This window comes from Corynebacterium sp. MSK310 (assembly GCF_030227355.1).
GTDB lineage: Bacteria > Actinomycetota > Actinomycetes > Mycobacteriales > Mycobacteriaceae > Corynebacterium > Corynebacterium rhinophilum.
Map to the genome: position 1 here is coordinate 88,042 of NZ_JASPFZ010000003.1, position 13,832 is coordinate 101,873.

The 13,832-nt window shown below is 60.1% G+C and carries 15 protein-coding genes; 10 read left to right on the top strand and 5 right to left on the bottom strand.

Features of this window, described 5'->3' with window-relative positions:
* Nucleotide 1: 1 nt before the first annotated feature.
* The 3 genes from QP891_RS04020 to fdhD all read right to left on the bottom strand — a co-directional run bounded on the left by QP891_RS04020 (nt 2) and on the right by fdhD (nt 3,645).
* The gene (locus tag QP891_RS04020; protein ID WP_284770195.1) at nt 2-1,495 is read right to left on the bottom strand and encodes a pyridoxal phosphate-dependent decarboxylase family protein; all 1,494 of its coding nucleotides are present in this window, start codon (nt 1,493-1,495) and stop codon (nt 2-4) included.
* A gap of 792 nt (nt 1,496-2,287) precedes the next feature.
* On the bottom strand, nt 2,288-2,830 hold the full coding sequence (locus tag QP891_RS04025; protein WP_284770194.1) for a hypothetical protein: 543 nt from the start codon (nt 2,828-2,830) through the stop codon (nt 2,288-2,290).
* A complete protein-coding gene (fdhD, locus tag QP891_RS04030; RefSeq protein WP_284770193.1) occupies nt 2,827-3,645 on the bottom strand; it encodes a formate dehydrogenase accessory sulfurtransferase FdhD in 819 nt (272 codons plus the stop codon). Before fdhD ends, QP891_RS04025 begins: the two co-directional genes overlap by 4 nt.
* A gap of 453 nt (nt 3,646-4,098) precedes the next feature.
* Between fdhD and rpsH the strand changes: the two genes are divergently transcribed.
* The 6 genes from rpsH to rplO are packed head-to-tail and all read left to right on the top strand — an operon-like array spanning nt 4,099 to nt 6,742.
* Complete coding sequence (rpsH, locus tag QP891_RS04035; protein ID WP_005276990.1) at nt 4,099-4,482, top strand: 30S ribosomal protein S8; 384 nt, start codon at nt 4,099-4,101, stop codon at nt 4,480-4,482.
* 15 nt (nt 4,483-4,497) lie between these two features.
* Entirely contained in the window at nt 4,498-5,034 is a 537-nt protein-coding gene (gene rplF / locus QP891_RS04040) for a 50S ribosomal protein L6 (RefSeq protein ID WP_005276991.1), read from the top strand.
* Nucleotides 5,035-5,037: 3 nt separating this feature from the next.
* Nucleotides 5,038-5,439: a 50S ribosomal protein L18 gene (rplR, locus tag QP891_RS04045; RefSeq protein WP_023016753.1), complete on the top strand. Its 402-nt coding sequence runs from the start codon at nt 5,038-5,040 to the stop codon at nt 5,437-5,439.
* A gap of 40 nt (nt 5,440-5,479) precedes the next feature.
* Entirely contained in the window at nt 5,480-6,103 is a 624-nt protein-coding gene (rpsE, locus tag QP891_RS04050; protein WP_005276995.1) for a 30S ribosomal protein S5, read from the top strand.
* Between the two features lie 3 nt (nt 6,104-6,106).
* A complete protein-coding gene (gene rpmD / locus QP891_RS04055; protein WP_005276997.1) occupies nt 6,107-6,292 on the top strand; it encodes a 50S ribosomal protein L30 in 186 nt (61 codons plus the stop codon).
* A gap of 3 nt (nt 6,293-6,295) precedes the next feature.
* Nucleotides 6,296-6,742 (top strand): 50S ribosomal protein L15, encoded by a 447-nt coding sequence (gene rplO, locus QP891_RS04060; protein ID WP_284770192.1) that lies wholly within the window; start codon nt 6,296-6,298, stop codon nt 6,740-6,742.
* A 236-nt stretch (nt 6,743-6,978) separates the two neighbouring features.
* Here the strand turns inward: rplO and QP891_RS04065 are convergent, their stop codons facing one another.
* Nucleotides 6,979-8,481, bottom strand: a complete 1,503-nt coding sequence (locus QP891_RS04065) for an FAD-binding oxidoreductase (RefSeq protein WP_284770191.1) — start codon at nt 8,479-8,481, stop codon at nt 6,979-6,981.
* A 12-nt stretch (nt 8,482-8,493) separates the two neighbouring features.
* On the bottom strand, nt 8,494-9,801 hold the full coding sequence (locus QP891_RS04070) for a class I SAM-dependent methyltransferase (RefSeq protein WP_284770190.1): 1,308 nt from the start codon (nt 9,799-9,801) through the stop codon (nt 8,494-8,496).
* Between the two features lie 377 nt (nt 9,802-10,178).
* Between QP891_RS04070 and secY the strand changes: the two genes are divergently transcribed.
* The 4 genes from secY to QP891_RS04090 all read left to right on the top strand — a co-directional run bounded on the left by secY (nt 10,179) and on the right by QP891_RS04090 (nt 13,701).
* Nucleotides 10,179-11,504: a preprotein translocase subunit SecY gene (gene secY / locus QP891_RS04075; protein WP_284770189.1), complete on the top strand. Its 1,326-nt coding sequence runs from the start codon at nt 10,179-10,181 to the stop codon at nt 11,502-11,504.
* Nucleotides 11,504-12,049, top strand: coding sequence for an adenylate kinase (locus QP891_RS04080; protein WP_284770188.1), 546 nt, complete (start codon nt 11,504-11,506; stop codon nt 12,047-12,049). The genes secY and QP891_RS04080 overlap by 1 nt, the downstream gene beginning before the upstream one ends.
* On the top strand, nt 12,049-12,843 hold the full coding sequence (gene map / locus QP891_RS04085; RefSeq protein ID WP_284770187.1) for a type I methionyl aminopeptidase: 795 nt from the start codon (nt 12,049-12,051) through the stop codon (nt 12,841-12,843). Before QP891_RS04080 ends, map begins: the two co-directional genes overlap by 1 nt.
* Before the next feature lie 66 nt (nt 12,844-12,909).
* Nucleotides 12,910-13,701 (top strand): L,D-transpeptidase, encoded by a 792-nt coding sequence (locus tag QP891_RS04090; RefSeq protein ID WP_284816963.1) that lies wholly within the window; start codon nt 12,910-12,912, stop codon nt 13,699-13,701.
* Nucleotides 13,702-13,832: the final 131 nt, after the last annotated feature.

The following is a 13,832-nucleotide window of genomic DNA, read 5'->3' on the forward strand; positions in this document are numbered from 1 at the left end:
TCTAGCGCGCGGGTTGTACCGCGAGAACGCTGGGGCTCGGTTGAGCGTTGGCTTGGTCGACGGCGTTCATCTCGCGCTCGATGAGCCCGAGGATCGCGTCGATATCTGTGCCACGCAGCTGCGGATCGAGAATGGTGAACTTCCAGCACGGCGCGCCTTCGAAGGTGGTGGTCGCGATAATTACGTCGCCCCGCTCGAGCAAGCGCTGGCGGACGATCTGGACGAGGCTGGCGGGGGCATCGGCAGGCGTAAACAGCACCGTGGAAAGCTCCGGTGTGGCGCGCAGTGCAAAGCGTGGATGGGCGTCGACGCGCCGGGCGGCATCGCGGGCCGCGGCGCAGCAGGCGTCGAAGGCCTCCCCGAGGGCGTCGGCGCCGTGGGTGCGCAGCGTCATCCAGAGCTTGAGCGCGTCGAAGCGACGCGTGGTTTGGAGCGAGAAGTCCGCGAGATTGTGGTCGGTGGCGTCTTCGGGGTTGAGGTAGTCCGCGTGCCACGACACGAGGGCGCAGTCAGCGGGATCGCGCAAGAGAATCGCGCTGCAGGCCACCGGCTGGAAGTAGCCCTTGTGGAAGTCGACGGTGACGCTATCGGCTGCGTCGATGCCGCGCAGACGGTGTCGCTGCGTGGGCGAGAGCAGCAGGATACCCCCGTACGCGGCGTCGACATGCAAGTGCACCCCAGCGTGGAGGCAGACCTTGGCGATGGTCTCTAGCGGATCGATGGTGCCGCGGTCGGTTGCCCCAGCGGTGGCCACGACGGCCATCGGCGTGTAGCCGTCCGCCACGTCGGCCGCGATGCGCCGGGCGAGATCAGCCGGGTCGAGTCGGTGTGCGGCATCCGAGTCGATAGTGATGACGGCGGTATCCGCAAGCCCAAGGAGGTGGGCAGCGCGCAGCACGGAGTAGTGGGCGTGGCTGCTGGTGTAGAGGCGCAACTGGGAAAGTCCCTGCACGCCCTGGGCGCCCAGCGCCTTTTCGCGCGCAATATAGAGCGCCTGCAGGTTGGATTGCGTACCACCGGAGGTAAAGACCCCGCGGGTGCGGGAATGCGGGTCTTGCGGCCAGCGCAGCTTGCGCGCGAAGAACTCGAGGAGGTGGCCTTCGATTGCGGCGGCACTCGAGGCCTGATCCCAGCTTTCGACCGCGGTGTTAACTGTGGTGGCGAGCAGGTCCGCGCCCACGGCGGTGGCGGTGATCGGACAGTTGAGGTGGGCGATGTAGCGCGGGTGGTGGTACCACACGGCGTGGTCGAGCCAGAGTTCGCGAAGCTCAGCCAACGCGGCGTCAAATGTACCAATTGGGTGCTCGAGGTCAACGCGTGTGACGGCCGCTGCTGTCTCATGGGCGTTGCGACCGGAGCGTGGCGCGTCGCCCTCGGCGAGATACTGCGTGAGGGTGTGCTGGCTGTGGTGGATGATTGTGTTTAATGCAGTCGGATCGGCTCCTACGAAGGAATCGACGAACGGGGCCGGTCTCTCCTGACGAATTTTGTGCATGTTAGGAGACGCTAACATAAGTTAGGCTACGGTAAAAGTATCTAATGAAAAGTGGTGCTGCGCGCGGGCATGCTGCTGTTATCCGTGGTCACGGCGGGATGTGTTTGCTGCACCGGCTCGGGGAAGGGTGTGAAAGCGCTGGTCTGATGCGCAGTGCGCGGGGTCGACAGCCGAGGTCTCGGGCGTAGCAGGAGTGGCACAGGGGTGAGTGCAAAGAATGGGCGTGCGGTGCATTTTCTACGGGTTAGTTGCGGGCGCAGGGCGGGGCGAGGTCGGGGTGTAAAAACGCGTCTTTCGCTCCGGGCAAGGCTGAGGCGGGATAAATTAATTCTTGTAGACCTTTTGTGTGGCGGTGGCCATACAGCAAACCGTGTGGCCGCGAGCCAAGAGGCTTAGGCTAGAAAACATGAAGACAGCATTGCTTGTAGGTGGCGGCCTGATCGGTTTTTCGTTTGCCCAGCGCTTCGTCGACGCGGGGTGGCAGGTGCGCATGACGGACGTGCGCGCAGAACTCGCCGACGCGGCCACAGGCCCGTTCGAGTCCAACCGCTTGGGCGGCGGCCCCGAGGGCATCAAGTCGATTCGATTATCGAACATATCGCGGGAGCTTGGGACACCGAGCTTGTCGCCGGAGTGCCCGACATGTCGCATCTCGACGAGGTGTACGCGCAAGTCGATGCCGCCTACGGCAACGACGCCGAGACCTTCGAGTCCGGCACCCGCCGCCGCAATGCGCTGCTGCGCGGGTTCCTCGACGTGCGCGCTGCACACTAGCGCTTACTCGGCGCGGAGTTATTCGGGGCGCAGGATGCGCTGGGCGACCTCGACATCAGGGTTCGCCGTGCGCAGGGCGTCGAGGATGTCATCGGCCGCCAGGCGCAAATCGTCGTCCGTGAGCGGATCCAGAGCCTCGAGGATATAGAGCACGCTGGTGATCTCCGGCGTGGGCTGGACTCGGTGCTCGGGCCGGAAGCGCCGCGCGGCACTACCCGCGGCATCGCGCACGGTAGCGGTTCCTACCTCGATGCGCACTGGGCCCTCGAAGCCATCGAGGGCAAACGTCGTGATCGGCAGCTCGAAACGGCGGGCGACGGCGTTGCCGAGGGCAACCACGGGGGCATCGGAAGGCTGGGCGCCCAGCTCAAAAAGCGCGGGATCGAGCCCGGCGTTCTGCCACGCCGTGCGCCACGCGGCGACATGGGGCTGGAACGCTGACGGGGCGGCGGGGGTGTCGGCAGCCGGGGAAGTGACGTTGCGTGCGGTGATGAGCAGCGCGCGGTAGTCGGGGCGCGGGGTGTCCAGCTCGACGTTGACGAGGAAATCGATAAGGCTCATTTCAGGTCTCCCGAGTAGAGGTTGAAGCGGTCGCCGCGTGCGAAGCCGACGAGCGCCATGCCGGTTTTGCGGGCAGTGTCCACGGCGAGCGAGGAGGCTGCCGATACCGCCACGAGCTGGCCGAAGCCCGCCATCGCAGCCTTCTGCACGAGCTCGAAGCTGGCGCGCGAGCTCATCACGAGGATGAGATCGCTGGCCGGAAGCAAGCCCTCCATGAGCAGGTGGCCGATGACCTTGTCCGCGGCGTTGTGGCGGCCGACGTCTTCGCGGATGACTACCGGTTCGCCCGCGAGGGTAAACGCGCCGGCAGCGTGGATTCCGCCGGTTTTGCGGAATTCCTTCTGGGCGGCCCGTAGCTTCTCTGGCAACTGGACTACCAGCTGTGGATCTACAGGGATCTGCGGGATGGGGTAGCGCGACTGCTTTGTCAGCGCCGCAATGGATGATGTACCGCATACGCCGCAGGCAGACGTCGTCGTAGTCAGGCGGAGATCGCTCAAACTCAGCGGCGTATTCTTCACCAGATCTAGGTCCAGTAGGTTATAGGTATTCATGCCTTGGGCGGTGGCACCTGAACAGTAGCGGGCTGTGGTGACATCGGAAAGCGCAGCGATATGCCCCTCGGAGTGGAGGAACCCGTGTGCCAGCTCGATATCGTGGCCTGGGGTGCGCATGGTGGTGGTGATGGTCTGTCCGCCCACGCGAATCTCAAGTGGTTCCTCGCCAGCAACGGTATCGGCGCGGGTATCAACCTGCGCGTGTTCACCCAGGCGGACCTTAGTGACAGCAAAGGTAGCATTCTTGCGGCTGGCCATTATTTCAACGCTTCCTCGTGTGGTTCGAGTTTTAATAGTTGCGCGGCTTCTTCACGCCACTGGTGGGCGGTGCGGATCGAACCATCGTTATCGGTACTCATCTAACTATTCCTCAATCATGTGGCGCTGTATTCGACAATAATGAATGTCGGGGTTCTATTTGGAAAACCGCAGGATATACCGTAGGATATTTCGGCGTGCCTGCGGTTCACCCGGTATGCACGCAAAGTTTATTGTATTTGCGTGTTGAACTGGCAAAACGCAGAGCCGAAAAAGAATTGAACATCAACTTTGTTGTAGGCCCCTCGCCGGCTACAGCGGACCGTTGTCTGAATCAAAGGGTGGCGAGCGCCTTGCGGTATTGACCGTGGGGAGCGTGAGTAGCCCGAAATCACACGGAAAACGCTTTGGTGAGCACGGGAACCGCAACGAGAAAGGTACACGGTCACTCATATGACTATGACTGATCCTATTGCCGACATGCTGTCGCGCGTGCGTAACGCAAGTAACGCACACCACGACGTCGTGTCGATGCCTACCTCCAAGTTGAAGGCAAACATTGCTGACATCTTGAAGCAGGAAGGCTACATCGCTGACTACACCGTTGAGGGCCACACTCTGTCCCTCGAGCTGAAGTACAACAACCGCGAGCGTTCCCTGTCTGGTCTGCGTCGCGTGTCTAAGCCGGGTCTGCGTGTGTATGCAAAGTCCACCGAACTGCCACAGGTCTTGGGCGGCCTGGGCGTGGCTATCATTTCCACGTCCCACGGTGTGCTGACTGACCGTCAGGCTGAGGAGAAGGGCGTAGGCGGAGAAGTTCTCGCCTACGTCTGGTAAAGGGAGGTTTGACACATGTCTCGAGTCGGTCTAGCACCGATCGCCGTACCAAACGGCGTCGAAATCAACATCAACGGCCAAGACGTTGAGGTCAAGGGTCCTAAGGGTACCCAGAGCGTAAACGTTCCGGATCCGATCACCATCAACGTGGAAGACGGCATCTTGACCGTTTCCCGCCCTGATGATCACCGCAAGCACCGTGCACTGCACGGCCTGTCCCGCTCGCTGCTCAACAGCGCCGTCATCGGCGTGACCGAGGGCTTCACCATCAAGATGGAAATCTTTGGTGTCGGCTACCGTGTGCAGCAAAAGGGCCAGGACCTGGAATTCAGCCTGGGCTATTCCCACCCGATCCTCATCAAGGCTCCGGAGGGAATCACCTTCGCAGTGGACGGCAACACCAAGCTGTCCATTACCGGTATTGACAAGCAACTAGTCGGACAGATCGCCGCTAATATCCGTCGCCTGCGTAAGGACGATCCTTATAAGGGCAAGGGTATTCGCTACGAAGGCGAGCAGATCCGTCGCAAGGTCGGAAAGACGGGTAAGTAAGCAATGGCAAACACTGAAAACACGAAGCGCACTCCAGTCGGCAAGGACATTTCTTCTCGTCGTCGCGAAGCACGCGCACGCCGCCACTTCCGTATCCGTAAGACCCTGCGTGGCACCCCTGAGTCCCCGCGCTTGGTCCTTCACCGCTCTTCGCGCCACATGCACGTCCAGGTCATCGATGACCTGGCAGGCCACACCCTGGCTTCCGCATCCTCCATGGAAGCGGACATCCGTGCACTCGAGGGCGATAAGAAGGCAAAGGCTGCCAAGGTGGGCGAACTGATTGCTGAGCGCGCCAAGGCCGCTGGCATTGAGCAGGTCGTCTTTGACCGCGCAGGCTACAAGTACCACGGCCGCGTCGCTGCGCTGGCAGACGCCGCACGTGAAGGTGGTCTGAAGTTCTAATGATCATCGTCAACGGAAACATCAACGGAAGGATCGCGTAATGTCGGACCGTGAACAGCGTGACGGCGGACGCTCCGCCGAGAACAACAAGAACAACCGCGGCGGCAACGGCCGTCGCAACGATCGTCGTAACCAGCAGGACAACGAGCGCGATAAGTACATCGAGCGCGTTGTGACCATCAACCGCGTCTCCAAGACCGTTAAGGGTGGCCGCAACATGTCCTTCACCGCTCTCGTCGTCGTTGGTGACGGCCAGGGCCAGGTAGGCGTTGGCTACGGCAAGGCTAAGGAAGTTCCGGCTGCAATCCAGAAGGGTGCAGAAGAGGCTCGCAAGAACTTCTTCCGCGTACCTATGGTTGCCGGCACCATCACCCACCCGGTAGAGGGTCGCGACGCAGCGGGCATCGTCATGATGAAGCCTGCCGCTCCTGGTACTGGTGTCATCGCCGGCGGTGCTGCTCGTCCGGTGCTCGAATGCGCTGGCGTGCAGGACATTCTGTCGAAGTCCCTGGGCTCCGACAATGCACTCAACGTCGTCCGCGCTACCGTGGACGGCCTCAAGCAGCTGGTCCGCCCCGAAGAGGTTGCCGCACGCCGTGGCAAGTCCATCGAAGAGGTCACCCCGGCCCGTATGCTGCGCAAGCGCGCAGGTCAGGAGGCATAAACAATGGCTCTGAAGATTACACAGGTAAAGGGACTGGTGGGCACCAAGCCGAACCACCGCAAGAACATTGAGGCCCTGGGCCTCAAGCGCATCGGTCAGTCCGTTGTTAAGCAGGACACTCCGATCATTCGCGGCATGGTTCACAAGGTTCGCCACCTGGTCACCGTCGAAGAAGTGGCAGGGGAGTAAACCATGGCTGATATCATCAAGCTGCACGACCTGCGCCCAACCGCAGGAGCAAATAAGCCCAAGACCCGCGTCGGCCGCGGTGAGGCATCCAAGGGTAAGACCGCTGGTCGCGGTACCAAGGGTACCGGCGCTCGTAAGCAGGTTCCCGCTGCTTTCGAGGGTGGACAGATGCCCATCCACATGCGTCTGCCTAAGCTCAAGGGATTCAAGAACCCGAACCACGTTGAGTACCAGGTTGTTAACGTGGCTGACTTGGCTGAGAAGTTTGCCGAAGGCGGCGACATCACCGTCGCTGACATCGCTGCTGCTGGCCTCGTCCGCGCTAACCAGCCGGTCAAGGTTCTGGGCAGCGGCGACATCAACGTTAAGTTGAACGTCACCGCAGACAAGTTCTCCAAGTCCGCTGTAGAAAAGATTGAGGCTGCTGGCGGTTCCGCCAACACCAAGTAATCTGGACTAGAGAATAGCTACACCCCCTTTCCTCGCACCTAGCGTGCGGGGCGAGGGGGTGTAGTCGATCTCTGCCGCTGTCATCTCCGCCGGATAACGCAAAGACCGCGCAGGTAGCCCAGACCAATTAGTTGCCTGCGCGCGCCGTGGAATCAGCTCGAGATCGTATTCAAGATATAGAAGAAGGGTGGAACGCTCGTGAAAGCGTTCCACCCTTCAGTGATTGTGGGACCGTCTTAAGCCTCGTCCACGGTCTTTTCAAAGAGTCCGGGGAAGCGGTCGTCCGGGTCCGTTACCGCCTTGATGGCATCCGGGAGCTTTCCGCCATAGAGCTCTTCGAACCTCTCGCGGGAGTAGAAGGCCTCGGAATACAGCGACTTGTGGCCGCCCAAGTCATTGACCTTTTCTTCAATGACACGGTTGAATGCGCCATTGCCCGGGGCACTGGGATCGACGTGATCGCCATCCACGCCGGACCAGAAGCCAACGTTGACCCACGTCTTTCCGGGACGCAGCGGATAAAGCGGCCAGGGGTCCTTGGCCTCGGCGGCAATATCGCCGGTGCCCACGAGCTCGCCCACGACATCGCGCAGGCGGATGGGGCACAGCCACACAGGCTGGATATCGGAGGCTTGGAAGAACCAGTGGAGAAACTCCGGAAGGTTTTCCGGGGTGACCTCAATATCTTGCACGACGCGCTCAGCGCGCGGCTTGCCGTGCGGCTTTTTGATGAAGTTGTACTCCAACTCGTACTTGCGGTCCAAACGCACTAGCTTCCAATAGAAGGAGCTGCGGCGCAGCTCGCGCGGCCATACCTTGCGGACCTTGGGGTTTTGGGCGCCAAACGCGCGTGAGCACCAGAACCAGTCAGTATCCCAGCGCCAGATATAGTCGCGGATGGCAAGACGGTCGCGCCGCATGCCTTGGGCGTGCTGCAGGCTGCGGTAGTAGATCTTATCCCGCGTGTAATCGGAGGTAGGGCCCTCCTCATCGGTAAAGCGGGCAAAGACGAGGTAAGCCTCGTCCTCAGAAAAGACCACGCCGTCTAGCCCATCGACGGTCTCACCCTCGTGGGTGTGGTGAACGGAGACATCGGCAAGCACGCGGCTCGCCTCTTCTACCGAGTGGAAGCGCTGCTCGCGCAGCTCCACGTAGGGAGGCACGGGCTCGAGCTCAATCTTGAGGCGTACCGCGTAGCCCAAAGAACCATAGGAATTGGGAAAGAGGCGGAAGAGATCGACGTTCTCCTCGCGCGAGCAGGTAAGGATCTCGCCGGTGCCGGTGAGGATATCCATCTCGATGACGGACTCGTGCGGTAGACCGTTGCGGAAGCTGGTGGACTCCACGCCCATGCCGGTCACAGCGCCACCTAGGGTGATGGTCTTCAGCTGCGGCACTACAAACGGCATGAGGCCGTGCGCCAGGGTGGCATCGACCAAATCCTCGTAGGTACACATACCCTGCACATCGGCGGTGCGGGCGAGGGGATCGATTTCGATGACCCCGCCCAATCCGGAGACATCGAGGCCTACCTGATTCTCGCTGCGGCCGCGGAAGAGGTTAGAGGTCTTCTTGGCCAGGCGCACGCGCTTGCCAGCGGGAACCTCGCGGAAGCTGCGTAGCAGGGTGTCTACGCCTGCGCGGTGGGCATGCCAGCCCACGGGCTCGATGCGCACGGCGTCGACTGGGCGTGGTTGCAGGGCAGAAACGCGCTCGCGCAATTGGTCCAAAAGGGTCATAGTGGGCTCCTTTTAAAAGCGGCTGTCTTCCCACCACCGGCGCTCAGGCACGCCGGCGCGGGAGCCGGCCTCACCGAGCTTGATGCCCAAGAAGTGGTAGAGGTTAATGATATTGCGTTCGAAGCCCCACTCCGAGCCGGCCATGTAGATGCCGTAGAGGCGAGCGGTGGGCAGGCCGACCAGATCGCAGGCCTCCTCCCAGTTTTCCTTCAAGTTCTCGCACCATTCGTGCAGGGTGCGCATGTAATCAAAGCGCAGGGACTCGGTGTGGAAGACCTCGAAGCCATTGTCCTGCATGGCCTTGGTGACGTTGCCAGAGCCGGTGAGCTCGCCATCGGGGAAGATGTAGCGGTCAATGAACCCGCCCTTGGGCGTCTTGTGGTTATCCGGGTAGGTGATGTTGTGGTTCAACATCAGCCCGCCGACCTTGAGCTTGCTGTACATGAACTTGAAGAAGTCATCGTAGTTCTGCACGCCGATGTGCTCGATGATGCCGATGGCGGAGATGGCATCGAAGCCTTCTTCTTTGACATCGCGGTAGTCCATGAAGCGGATCTCGGCCAGATCCTGCATGCCTTCTTCTTCGATCTTCTTTTGGCCCCATTCGGCCTGCTCTTGCGACAAGGTCACGCCGATGGATTTCACGCCGCGGCGTGCAGCGTAGCGCACCATGCCGCCCCAGCCACAGCCCACATCCAGGTGGGTGTCACCTTCCTTTAGGCGCAGCTTGTCAAAGATGAGCCGGTACTTGTTTTCCTGCGCTTCCTCCAAAGTGGCATCCGGGGTGGGGAAGTAGGCGCAGGTATAAGTCATGGAATCGCCCAAGAAGAGCTCGTAGAAGTCATTGCCCACGTCGTAGTGATCAGAAATGACGTCGGCATCGCGCTCCTTGGAGTGCTTAGACAGGCCATCGTGGAGCTTACGGCGCAGCCAAGAGGCGCGCTCTACCTCAGGCACCGGCTGGATGTGGAAGGCGCCCATGGAAGCCAGCGAACGAATCACGCGCGCCATATCCTTAGCACTGGGCTTTTCGAACTTGTCATACATGGCGTGCAGGGCATTGAAGACGCCGTACGGGTGGGCAGGGTGCTCACCTTCTACAGAGATGCCATCAGTGACATAAGCGCGGGCGAATCCGACATCGCCTGGGTGGGTGGCGATATAAGCAAGTCCGCCAAGGCTATTGATGGTGACCTTGTACTCGGCATCGGCAGGGCCGGTGGCCGAGCCATCAAAAGCCTCCCAGCGGAAGGGGTTGGGACTAGGGATGAAGACGTCGATGATCTCAGCAACGGTCATCGGCGTGAATTTTTTGCTCATTCAGACTTCTTTCGCAATGTTGGGTTCACACCAATAACGACCTTGGTGTTTAGGGATCGCAAGGCCGAAATGTTACGGGTAGAAAATTGCGCAGGGCAATAATTAACATGGTAAACCCCCAGTGGAATAAGCGCGAAAGAATGGGCAATCATTGTCACATAATGCGGGTTAGATGTGGCGCGCAGATATTTGGCTGGTAGGATTATGGGGTCAAAAGTGTTCCACCGTTCCTTTGGGACTCCTTGTCTTTACTTCTTAACGCCAAGTGAGAAAGATGTGGAGCCCTACGGGAGCCATAGAGTGTCCACCTCCGTGTGTTGCTGCGTTAGGAATCCATAGATTCGCGCGTGACAGCGGTAGGCCAGGAGGATTTTGTAGTGTCCGCCATTTTGCAGGCTTTTAAGGATGCCGACCTACGCAAGAAGATCGTCTTCACCATCGTGATGATCATTGCGTACCGCATCGGTGCACAGATCCCGTCGCCGGGTGTAGATTACGCGTCAATTGCAGGACGCCTGCGTCAGCTGACAGAAGAATCCGGAGACCTGTACTCCGTGATTAACCTGTTTTCTGGTGGCGCCTTATTGCAGCTGTCGATCTTCGCCATCGGCATCATGCCCTACATTACGGCTTCCATCATCGTGCAGCTGCTGACCGTGGTCATCCCGCGCTTTGAGCAGCTAAAGAAGGAAGGCCAGTCTGGGCAGGCGAAAATGACCCAGTACACCCGCTACCTCACGCTCGCCTTGGCGCTGCTGCAATCCTCCGGCATCGTCGCATTGGCGGATCGCGAGCAGCTCTTGGGCCAGGGCGTGCCGGTCTTGGCGGAAGACCGCAACTTCTTCACCCTGATCCTGCTTGTGGTGACGATGACCTCCGGCGCCGTCCTCGTGATGTGGATGGGCGAGCTGATTACGGAAAAGGGCATTGGCAACGGCATGTCCCTGCTCATTTTCGCCGGTATTGCGACACGCCTGCCTACCGATGGCATGAACATCCTGCAAAACAACGGCGGTATGGTATTCGCCATGGTGCTGGCCGGTCTCATTGTTCTGGTCGTCGGCATTACCTTCATCGAGCAGGGCCAGCGCCGCATACCGGTGCAATACGCCAAGCGCATGGTGGGCCGGCGCCAGTACGGTGGTTCTTCTACCTACCTGCCGCTCAAGGTCAACCAGGCCGGCGTTATCCCGGTCATCTTCGCCTCCTCGCTTATCTATATGCCGGTGCTGATTACGCAGATCGTAAACTCCAGCTCCGTACACACCCCGGATAACTGGTGGCAGCGCAATGTCATCGCGCACCTGCAGGCGCCGTCGTCCTGGCAGTACATCGTCTTGTACTTCCTGCTGACCATCTTCTTCGCGTACTTCTACGTCTCGGTGCAGTACGACCCCGCCGAGCAAGCCGATAACATGAAGAAGTACGGTGGCTTCATCCCAGGAATCCGCCCGGGCCGCCCCACCGCGGAGTACCTCGGCTTTGTCATGAACCGCCTGCTGAGCGTCGGTGCCCTGTACTTGGCGTTGATCGCCATCCTGCCGAATATCCTGCTGGACCTTGGCGTTGGTCACTCTTCTGCCAACGGCACCTCCGCCTTTGGCGGTACGGCCATCTTGATTATGGTCTCCGTGGCCTTGACCACGGTCAAGCAAATTGAATCCCAACTTCTCCAATCCAACTACGAAGGACTACTGAAATAATGCGTCTTGTACTTCTCGGCCCTCCCGGTGCTGGCAAAGGCACCCAAGCGGCAATCCTGAGCGAAAAGCTCGGCGTCCCGCACATCTCCACCGGCGATCTCTTCCGTGCCAATATCGGCGATGGAACTCCTCTCGGTATTGAGGCGAAGTCCTATATTGATGCCGGCAAGCTCGTGCCTACCGATGTCACCGCGCGCATGGTGGAAGAGCGCCTCAGCCAAGACGACGCCAAGAACGGCTTCCTCTTGGACGGTTTCCCGCGCACTACCGAGCAGGCAGACATCTTGGAAGAGCTGTTGTCCAAGAAGGGTGAAAAGCTCGATGGCGTATTGAACTTCGAGGTTTCTGAAGACGTCGTTGTTGAGCGCATGATGGCCCGCGGCCGCGCCGATGATAACGAGGAAACCATCCGCACCCGTCTTGGCGTCTACCGCGATGAGACCTTCCCGCTCATCGAGCACTACGGCGATGCCATCATCCCCATTAAAGCAGAAGGCTCCGTCGAAGAGATCAACGCCCGCGCCATGGAAGCGCTGGGCAAGTAATGGCTTTTCGGCGCCGCACCAAGCGCATCCCCGCCCGCACCGCAGGCGAGCTGGATGCCATGCAGGCGGCTGGCGAGATCGTCGGCAAGGCGCTGCAGGCAGTTCGCGCCGCCGCGGCGCCGGGAGTGAGCACGCTGGAGCTCGATGCGGTGGCGGAACAGACCATCCGCGAAGCCGGTGCCATCCCTACCTTTAAGGGCTACGAGGGCTTTCCGGGCTCGATTTGTTCCTCCGTTAATGATGTCATCGTGCACGGGATTCCAGATGCGAAGACCGTGCTTGCCGATGGCGACCTCCTCTCCATCGACTGCGGTGCCACGCTCGATGGGTGGGTAGGAGATAGCGCGTGGTCCTTTCCCATCGGTGAACCGAAACCAGACGTTGCGGCGTTGAACGCGGCGACCGAGTGGGTGCTCATGGAAGGACTGCAAGCGATGGTCCCGGGCAACCGCCTCACGGATGTTTCCCACGCCTTGGAGCAGGCAACCTACCGCGCCGAAGAAAAGTTTGGCGTGTCCCTCTATATCGTGGATGGTTACGGCGGACATGGCATTGGCCGCACCATGCACGAAGAGCCCTACTTGGAAAATGAGGGAAAGCCTGGCCGCGGGCCCCTCATTCAGGAAGGCTCTGTGCTAGCCATCGAACCCATGCTCACCTTGGGCACCGTCGATAGTGCGGTGCTGGAAGATGATTGGACGGTGGTCACGCTGGATGGCTCGACTGCCGCCCATTGGGAGCATACGGTAGCCGCGACGGCGGACGGCCCCCGCATTCTCACTAGGCGCTCCTGATAAACATTCCTAGAAATCGCCTCTTAAACTAGGCGATAATCCCCTGAAAGGTTTATACTCACCACTATGTCTAAATTCAGCCTCCGCAAGTTAAGTGCCACCGTTGCTGCACCAGCAGTGGCTGGTGTCATGGCATTGAGCACCATTGCCGGCGCCCCGGCAGCTTCTGCTCAGCAACTCCCTAATCTTGATCAGCTCACCGCGCATGCCCAGCAGCAGGTTGATAACTTCCAGGGCCAGACCCGTGACCAGGCATGGCAGACCCGCACTGACATCCTGGACCAGGCTGAGAAGTACGCCCCAGAATTGGCGCCGAATGTGCAGTCCGCAGTGGACAGCGCACTGGAGTTCCTTTTCCCGGGCCTCGTAGCGCAGAAGAACGAGGAAGCACGCCAAGCTCGCGAGGATGCTGAGCGTGCACACGCACAGCAGATTGCGGAAGAAAAGGCGAAGGCTGAAGAAGCGGCACGCCGTGCGGAGGAGCAGCGCCGCGCCAACGAATTCGACCGCGGCTCCTGCCCAGCAGACGCCAAGATCTGCGTCGACCTTGATGGACGCCGCACCTGGCTGCAGGAAGGCGGCGATGTTTCCTACATTTCCCCATCCATGTCCGCTGGCATGGTGGGCGAGGAAACCCCGCGCGGTACCTTCCACGTCAACCGCAAGGTGAAGGACGAAATCTCCCCCGAGTTCAACAACGCGCCGATGCCTTACTCCATCTACTTCACCAACAACGGCCACGCTTTCCACTTGGACAACACCAATGTTGACTCCAACGGTTGCGTCCACCTGCCGTACGATGCAGCGGTTCGCTACTGGAACGACGTCCAGATTGGTGACAAGGTTTACATCTACTAATTCGGTATAGTTCACCGCGTGAGTGCACCCCGCCCTCGTGCTTAGTTCCGAAAGCTGGAACCGAGTACGAGGGTATTTTTAGTATTCTGCTGCAGGTTGGGAAATTAGGAAAGTGCGTGCGGTTTGGAAAT

Bases quoted from the DNA above. Each gene is read 5' to 3' on its own strand.
- QP891_RS04020 (WP_284770195.1), bottom strand. From the start codon at position 1,495: ATGCACAAAATTCGTCAGGAGAGACCGGCCCCGTTCGTCGATTCCTTC.
- QP891_RS04025 (WP_284770194.1), bottom strand. From the start codon at position 2,830: ATGAGCCTTATCGATTTCCTCGTCAACGTCGAGCTGGACACCCCGCGC.
- fdhD (WP_284770193.1), bottom strand. From the start codon at position 3,645: ATGGCCAGCCGCAAGAATGCTACCTTTGCTGTCACTAAGGTCCGCCTG.
- rpsH (WP_005276990.1), top strand. From the start codon at position 4,099: ATGACTATGACTGATCCTATTGCCGACATGCTGTCGCGCGTGCGTAAC.
- rplF (WP_005276991.1), top strand. From the start codon at position 4,498: ATGTCTCGAGTCGGTCTAGCACCGATCGCCGTACCAAACGGCGTCGAA.
- rplR (WP_023016753.1), top strand. From the start codon at position 5,038: ATGGCAAACACTGAAAACACGAAGCGCACTCCAGTCGGCAAGGACATT.
- rpsE (WP_005276995.1), top strand. From the start codon at position 5,480: ATGTCGGACCGTGAACAGCGTGACGGCGGACGCTCCGCCGAGAACAAC.
- rpmD (WP_005276997.1), top strand. From the start codon at position 6,107: ATGGCTCTGAAGATTACACAGGTAAAGGGACTGGTGGGCACCAAGCCG.
- rplO (WP_284770192.1), top strand. From the start codon at position 6,296: ATGGCTGATATCATCAAGCTGCACGACCTGCGCCCAACCGCAGGAGCA.
- QP891_RS04065 (WP_284770191.1), bottom strand. From the start codon at position 8,481: ATGACCCTTTTGGACCAATTGCGCGAGCGCGTTTCTGCCCTGCAACCA.
- QP891_RS04070 (WP_284770190.1), bottom strand. From the start codon at position 9,801: ATGAGCAAAAAATTCACGCCGATGACCGTTGCTGAGATCATCGACGTC.
- QP891_RS04080 (WP_284770188.1), top strand. From the start codon at position 11,504: ATGCGTCTTGTACTTCTCGGCCCTCCCGGTGCTGGCAAAGGCACCCAA.
- map (WP_284770187.1), top strand. From the start codon at position 12,049: ATGGCTTTTCGGCGCCGCACCAAGCGCATCCCCGCCCGCACCGCAGGC.
- QP891_RS04090 (WP_284816963.1), top strand. From the start codon at position 12,910: ATGTCTAAATTCAGCCTCCGCAAGTTAAGTGCCACCGTTGCTGCACCA.